This window comes from Photorhabdus aegyptia, from assembly GCF_000612035.1.
In the GTDB taxonomy this organism is placed as follows: domain Bacteria; phylum Pseudomonadota; class Gammaproteobacteria; order Enterobacterales; family Enterobacteriaceae; genus Photorhabdus; species Photorhabdus akhurstii.
Genome location: NZ_JFGV01000065.1, coordinates 23,436 through 29,703, shown reverse-complemented (window position 1 = coordinate 29,703; position 6,268 = coordinate 23,436). Strand labels below are relative to the sequence as shown.

The following is a 6,268-nucleotide window of genomic DNA, read 5'->3' as shown; positions in this document are numbered from 1 at the left end:
AACAAGGGGTTATATTGAGAAGCAAAAAACAAGCCAATGTGATTATTTTGTGACAGAATTGTATAAAAAATAGATTAATATTAATCATTTAATAATCAACATTAATAATTTCAAATTAAATTTATTGTTTTATTTTTATTGTGTGATGTGAGTCACATTTATAATGATTTATTTCAGGATTGAATCACTTGAAATATAACGGCTTTCGTTAATTTTTGATAAGAAATGATCTTTTATGATTAGATGATGACTTTTAGCTCAGTCAGTTGGCAGAACTGACGCTAGGCTATTGCGGATTGGGAGATAACCATCAGACAGCTGGTGTTGGTGATGATTATGCACCTTTGACTTAATGACAGAATGAAGAAAGTGTTGGTAAAGCAGTGAAGAGGATGTTGTTAATCACACTCAGTCAATTTTATCAGAAACTTAGTTTTGGCCTCAACGAGAATCTCAGATCTACAAGTCTAAATCCTTCATAATCATATTGAATAAACAACATCATTTGTTGGTATTATTCTCCGTAATTGACGAGTTTCTTTAAAGACTTCCGTTAACGTATTTAATACGTTTACAGCATTTACAAAAATCACTAAACTTTCTGAACATTTTAATCAATTCAAGTTAATTTATAATATTTATTTTTTAGTATTCCGCCAAGGCGGACTCAGGGAAAAAGTTGTAACAATTATAAAGATATTAATCTGCAAAGTACCTTGAATAACCAAACTAGGAGGAAGAATGAAAGACGATTGGCACCCAGCTGATATTATTGCAGCATTAAAAAAACAAGGAACAAATCTTTCTACTGTTTCAAGACAAGCGGGGCTTGCATCATCCACATTAAGTAATGCGCTGCACCGTTCGTGGCCCAAAGGTGAACAGCTTATTGCTACCGCATTAAACTGTAGGCCTAGTGAAATTTGGCCTAGCAGATACTTAAAATAAGAAAACTTCTTAGGGGTTCTGCTGAGCGGAATCCTTTATTATGATTAAATTATGAAGTTGGAATATCTCAATTTAAAGTTATTATTTTTACAACGAAATAGGTAATTATGTTTATGAACTTTAAATGGAGTACATTTTTGTCTCCTGTTATCACCTTCAATATGATATTTATTTTTATCTATTGCATATCTAATTTTAGCAATAGATTTCATAACAGAAAACGCATTCAATTATTAATTTAGCAAGAAAATTAAGTAGTAATTAAATAATTATTAATGCTCAAAAATTACACTTAAGTTTCCTATAAAAAAACCATATAAAAATATTAGGATTTCATTATGGACTACTCCAGAGAATTAAATATTTCACCTCAAGTTATTAATACTATGCGGCAAAGTAATGAACCTTGGGGAATAAAGGATAAAAATTCATGCTGGATTTTCGGTAATCAAGCATGTAAAGATTTTCAAAATTTTCACAGCTCATTTGATTATGAAGGGCGATATGATAATGAACTCCCCTGGGATGGAGCTGAGTTTGCAAAAGAATACGTTATTCACGATCAAAGTGTGATAAGGAATAAATTAAGAGTATGTTCGCTTGAAACATATATATTTTGGAAAGAACAAAACCTTTAATCATATTTTTGTGAAAAGATGCCTTTTATCATGAAAATGGAAGTTGCATAGACATTATATATCATGAAACAAGCATTAATTCTAATTTTCAATTAGAAGAATATTGTCGTTTAAATAGCTTTAAATTACAGTTTCAGCAGGAGTGCTCAATGAATTTTTCTCTTTCTTAGGAAACAATTAAGATGATGCTGGATATATTCGTCGGCTAGTAACTGTGATCCTATCATTTGTTTCCAAAAACACTCTCTATTTAAGAGTTCTGAGTATGATTGAGATCACTATAATTACAATTTACGCAATTATTATAAAAGCATATCTTATTGCAGTACTTGACGGTTTCATTGTATTAATCAATGGATACCAGTTGCATCGACTGTATAAAAATAATTCCTTAACATAAAGATATTTTTTCTTAATGGCCGTGTAGGCGGCCTTCGTGTTCTATCCCTATAATGTTTTCCGAAGCACCAGCCTACCGGCGTTTCCGGTTTTGTTTAGAATTCGGATCTATTGTCAGAATAGTTCGGTCTGCAATTGCTCATAGATTATCTATACTCTCAGAGTTCAGCACAAAACATCATCTGTTAACGAGTTCTGGCGTACTGACCTCGCGTTCTACCTCGTTAATCCTCATTTGTAGTTCAACACAAAAATAGGTATCAGTATCGCATGTTATGGCCTCAAGCAAATGAGGACAGATTATGTCTTCAGGTTCTCCACTGCGTATAAATCAGCGTGTTCTTGAGCGGAATAGATGTGATTGTCAAGCCGATCTCCCACGAGATTAACCCATCCCCATGCGGGGTTTACTGGTACACCGATCAAGACATGTTCTAGGCGAGAAAGGTTAAGTATGGCGTCCTGATGTCTTTGTGTATCCTTTTTTACGAGGTCAGGTAGTATTTTCGTTCCCACGGTATGCATATGCCGCAAAATACCAGCAAAAACGCTAGGACGAGCATAAGGTTTCATAATTTCCGGGGCTTTCAGAAGTAAATAGGTTTGTCTTTCCCAGATCGATTACCCCATCCGTTTCCACCTCTTCTGTTAACGGAGTTACACCATAAATATTATGCAGAAGTACAACTGCGTCTGGTTCACCAATATCATCATCCAAGAATGAAAAATTGGGCAGAGAGAAATGCATCAGTTGTAGGTAGGCTAGTATATGGTTCAGTTCAGTTAGTGAAAGGTTGGTTTTCACACCATAGAAAGACGCTTTGTTAATTGCATAAGTGTGGGTGATCCTGAATTTGTTCTTTACCATGTATGTTGCCTCAAAATATAAGCGCTTCTTGGATATTGTTAAGGGCTGCAATCCGGTTTGCTACTGAATGTCCAGCTGATAGTCAATCTCAGCGGAGCGTTCAGCATGGCCTGCCACCAGCTGAACACACTTTGCCATGCGCATGGATTTATCAGCACCGATTTCATCGAATTGTTCTTTGAATTGCTTATCGAACTGGCTTTCAATAATGGATTGATGAATTTGCTCGGTCAGGTGCTTTGCCATTTCTGCATTGTTGGTGGCATGTTTAAGGGCATCTTCAGTTTTAGTGATCGCCAGATTAATGCGTGCAGCGCCTCCATCTATGTACCCTTTACAGGCCATAGCAGCAGCGATTTCAGAAGCGTGAGTACCGATCAGCATCTTTACTCTTAATTCCTTTCCCACCAGCGTGTGCTGGAAACTGGCTGATTAGCAGAATGAGATATAGCGCAAGTTTGGGATAAATGGTCTTCATTATAACCTTTCAAAGATGATAGGTCGGTTGCCCGGCCAGATGATTGAACTATTGGTGTGGTAATGCCAGAACAGTGATCCGATAAAGCACCCCGGACAAAAATGCGATAGACACTGTCGATGTTAGAATCACCCATTCATACCGAAGGGAGAAGTAACTCCAGACAGATAGCAGGAAAATTGCAAGGATGGATACGATTATCATGATCCCAAAATTACGGAATATGGCCTTCAGTATTATGCCGATATTTTTAAATAAAGACGCATTACAACGCACAATGGCCGGGAGAAACATCAGCAGCATTGGCATACCCAAAAAGGTAGAGAAAGCAGCGAGACTGAACATGTTGAAGTAAATTGGGAATATCCCCAGAATACCGTTTGTGGATATCGGACCGGCTTTCAGTGATGTAGGCACTTCCACTGTCACTGCATCCGGAATTATGTCGCTGGCGTAGACCGAAGAGATATACGAACGTAGCCCCCAGAGCAGAATAATCAGGATGACTGTCATTAGTGGCCCTAAGAGGATAGTTATCAGAATATTGCGCAATTCACGCCAAAAACCAAGACTTGGTTCCCCCATCTTGTAACGGGTCAGTAGCATCATAGAGTACACACTCAATATCACCGGCTGGAGGATGACATACCCGACCATATCCATCGTAACACTCTGCATGAAGAACGTGAGTAGACCACCGCCGATCACTACAGGTGCGAGTAGCATGAACAACCCATAAAAGCTGAAGAGTGACTTCATGGAGTCCAGCATGACTGGATTCATTTCTTTAATGTCGACTTTGGCGTATGTAAAAACGTACATTTAATCCCCCCGAGTTCTCATTTCCGTTTAAATATATTGACCGCAAAAAACACAGCTACGGAGCCTCTACCTCATCGTGAATATCAGGTTATGTTAGGGGACTGACGCTCAGTGGAACGAAAACTCACGTTAAGGATTTTTATTCTAATAATCAATGATGTTATAGAACGTTACTTCTATATTAAACCGACAAGGACAACTAAGGATAGCTCTCTCTGCCAGATTTAAAAAATTAGTCACATTTTATTTATGGCTAAAATATCTGATTAGATTATACATTCAGGCAAGTTCATTATCCTTTCAGAGGCTACCGTAGTAACTACCTCATTTATATTTAACCCATCTGGAATGATAATGTTATTTTTTGTTATTAGCAATTCTGTACTGACTCTCTTTTTTGCGGCAGAATAATTTAATGAGTATGTAAAACGTTTGCAATCCTTGTATAATTCATTAATTTCACTAGCATTATCATAAGTTAACACCCATAGGTGTTTAATTCCTAAAATAGTCTTAGACACAATTTCATGGTCTTCAGTATTATAAAATTTAGTATAGAGAGAAGGACCCTTATCAAAGTAAGGAGGATCTATACAAAACATAGATTTTTCAGGCATGACTAAATCAATCTCCTTTATAAAATCAATAGCATCCATATTATATAGATGTATTCTATGCTTGTGTTTGTTTATCCTTATTATTTTATCAATTAACCCTTTTTTATTGAATCTACAATCAAGGAAGTATTTGCTTTTTTGTTTTAAACCACCCATTACTCCTGCTTTCAATATAATTCCAGAACGATTAGTTCTGTTCAGAAAAAAAGAAGAAAAACCCAAGTCGAAATTATTAAAGTTGTCTTTATTATTTTGTATTTCTCTCTGCTTATGCCACTCATCTATTGTGATATCTGTGGTCATTATTTTATCAATAAATTTCTCGGTATCATTCAATATACTATGCCAGAATGACCAAATTGAACGGTCAAGATCATTTAGGTGGATTTCGTGAATATATTGGTTAAACAGTAATGATAGAGCAAGCCCTCCTCCACCTGCATAAGGTTCTGCATAGTGTCCACCATTAAGGTTGTTTGAACAAATTATAGCCGAAATCATCCTCTGGATCGCGGCTTTTCCTCCTGGATATCTTAGCGGTGAAGGTGTAGCTGGCATACTTTCTCCTGTTTAGATCCGATTAAGTTAAGGCTATTGTGAAACACTTTGTCACTTATGGTCAGAATCATCATTAAAAATTTTATTCAACATAAACAATGACATATATGATATGCTGTTCTAATAGAACGTTTAACGCTGTTGGATCCGGATAGAATTCCCCATGAGCATTTTCCCCTAGTATCTTAGGTGATAAGAGGTTGGTTGTATCCATTTGAACTCTTTTCATGTTTACTAAGCTCACTCTCCTTCTCTTCTACTTTCCAATTATTTTTTCCATAACGAGATGTTCTGACATCCCCTCAGGATAGTTTCCGTATAATTTTTAAAACCCAACATTACGTCCCCAAAGTGACTCAAACATTATTAATTTTCTCACGAATGTTCTGACAACGAAGAACAACAAAGGGAGCAAAACGTCCCCATTTATCAGCCCAGTTTTAGCCGCACCGTTTTTTTGTTTATCTTCTTCAGTACATTAAATAAACACAAGTCATTGCCGGTGGCGGTGGATTTTCGTTGCCAGTCGTATGACGGCATCAAATATTAGGCGATCAATGCCCAAGGTTTTCAGTATCTCATCGGTTGTTGGTATATAACGTCATCGTATTTCCTGATGGATGTACTTGTTGGAATCGTGAGATCAGATCCTTCTCCCTACAGAAACAGCATCTCATTCCTACTGGTAAATCCATTTCCCATCGGGAAGACAATGCCACAAGAGCTATGAGGAACTTCTTTTGTAGCAACCGGAGAAAATGACATCAGTCTACCGTTCAATCGATAGTCTGTTTCACTGATCAATCTTGGCCGTTCTCCTGTGATTCTACATGTAGTATCACCAGACATTATGTGATTCTTTCAAGGTACTTTTGCAGTTTCATTCGACAATGAAAAAACATAGTTTTCAGTTACCAATTCATAGAATTGTGATTAATTA

General features: G+C 36.7%; 7 protein-coding genes. 2 read left to right on the top strand and 5 right to left on the bottom strand.

Annotated elements, in window-relative coordinates; genetic code table 11:
- The first annotated feature begins 741 nt into the window (after nucleotides 1-741).
- Complete coding sequence (locus tag BA1DRAFT_RS17415; protein ID WP_036781729.1) at nucleotides 742-948, top strand: helix-turn-helix domain-containing protein; 207 nt, start codon at nucleotides 742-744, stop codon at nucleotides 946-948.
- Nucleotides 949-1,286: 338 nt separating this feature from the next.
- Nucleotides 1,287-1,586: a hypothetical protein gene (locus BA1DRAFT_RS22755; protein WP_051560843.1), complete on the top strand. Its 300-nt coding sequence runs from the start codon at nucleotides 1,287-1,289 to the stop codon at nucleotides 1,584-1,586.
- A 949-nt stretch (nucleotides 1,587-2,535) separates the two neighbouring features.
- On the opposite strand, the gene BA1DRAFT_RS17400 is transcribed toward BA1DRAFT_RS22755, so the two are convergent.
- From BA1DRAFT_RS17400 to BA1DRAFT_RS23255, 5 genes are all read right to left on the bottom strand, one after another.
- Nucleotides 2,536-2,853 (bottom strand): hypothetical protein, encoded by a 318-nt coding sequence (locus BA1DRAFT_RS17400; protein WP_051560842.1) that lies wholly within the window; start codon nucleotides 2,851-2,853, stop codon nucleotides 2,536-2,538.
- A gap of 60 nt (nucleotides 2,854-2,913) precedes the next feature.
- Nucleotides 2,914-3,237 carry a hypothetical protein gene (locus BA1DRAFT_RS17395; protein ID WP_036781727.1) on the bottom strand — a complete coding sequence of 108 codons (324 nt, stop codon included), beginning with the start codon at nucleotides 3,235-3,237 and terminating at the stop codon, nucleotides 2,914-2,916.
- A 142-nt stretch (nucleotides 3,238-3,379) separates the two neighbouring features.
- A complete protein-coding gene (locus BA1DRAFT_RS17390; protein ID WP_152544343.1) occupies nucleotides 3,380-4,057 on the bottom strand; it encodes a hypothetical protein in 678 nt (225 codons plus the stop codon).
- A gap of 362 nt (nucleotides 4,058-4,419) precedes the next feature.
- Entirely contained in the window at nucleotides 4,420-5,328 is a 909-nt protein-coding gene (locus BA1DRAFT_RS17385; RefSeq protein ID WP_036781725.1) for a DNA adenine methylase, read from the bottom strand.
- A gap of 657 nt (nucleotides 5,329-5,985) precedes the next feature.
- Nucleotides 5,986-6,177 (bottom strand): hypothetical protein, encoded by a 192-nt coding sequence (locus BA1DRAFT_RS23255; RefSeq protein WP_152544342.1) that lies wholly within the window; start codon nucleotides 6,175-6,177, stop codon nucleotides 5,986-5,988.
- Nucleotides 6,178-6,268: the final 91 nt, after the last annotated feature.

Excerpts from the sequence above, each read along its gene's own strand:
- BA1DRAFT_RS17390 (WP_152544343.1), bottom strand. The coding sequence starts at position 4,057 with ATGCTACTCGCACCTGTAGTGATCGGCGGTGGTCTACTCACGTTCTTC.
- BA1DRAFT_RS17400 (WP_051560842.1), bottom strand. The coding sequence starts at position 2,853 with ATGGTAAAGAACAAATTCAGGATCACCCACACTTATGCAATTAACAAA.
- BA1DRAFT_RS17395 (WP_036781727.1), bottom strand. The coding sequence starts at position 3,237 with ATGCTGATCGGTACTCACGCTTCTGAAATCGCTGCTGCTATGGCCTGT.
- BA1DRAFT_RS23255 (WP_152544342.1), bottom strand. The coding sequence starts at position 6,177 with ATGTCTGGTGATACTACATGTAGAATCACAGGAGAACGGCCAAGATTG.
- BA1DRAFT_RS17415 (WP_036781729.1), top strand. The coding sequence starts at position 742 with ATGAAAGACGATTGGCACCCAGCTGATATTATTGCAGCATTAAAAAAA.
- BA1DRAFT_RS17385 (WP_036781725.1), bottom strand. The coding sequence starts at position 5,328 with ATGCCAGCTACACCTTCACCGCTAAGATATCCAGGAGGAAAAGCCGCG.
- BA1DRAFT_RS22755 (WP_051560843.1), top strand. The coding sequence starts at position 1,287 with ATGGACTACTCCAGAGAATTAAATATTTCACCTCAAGTTATTAATACT.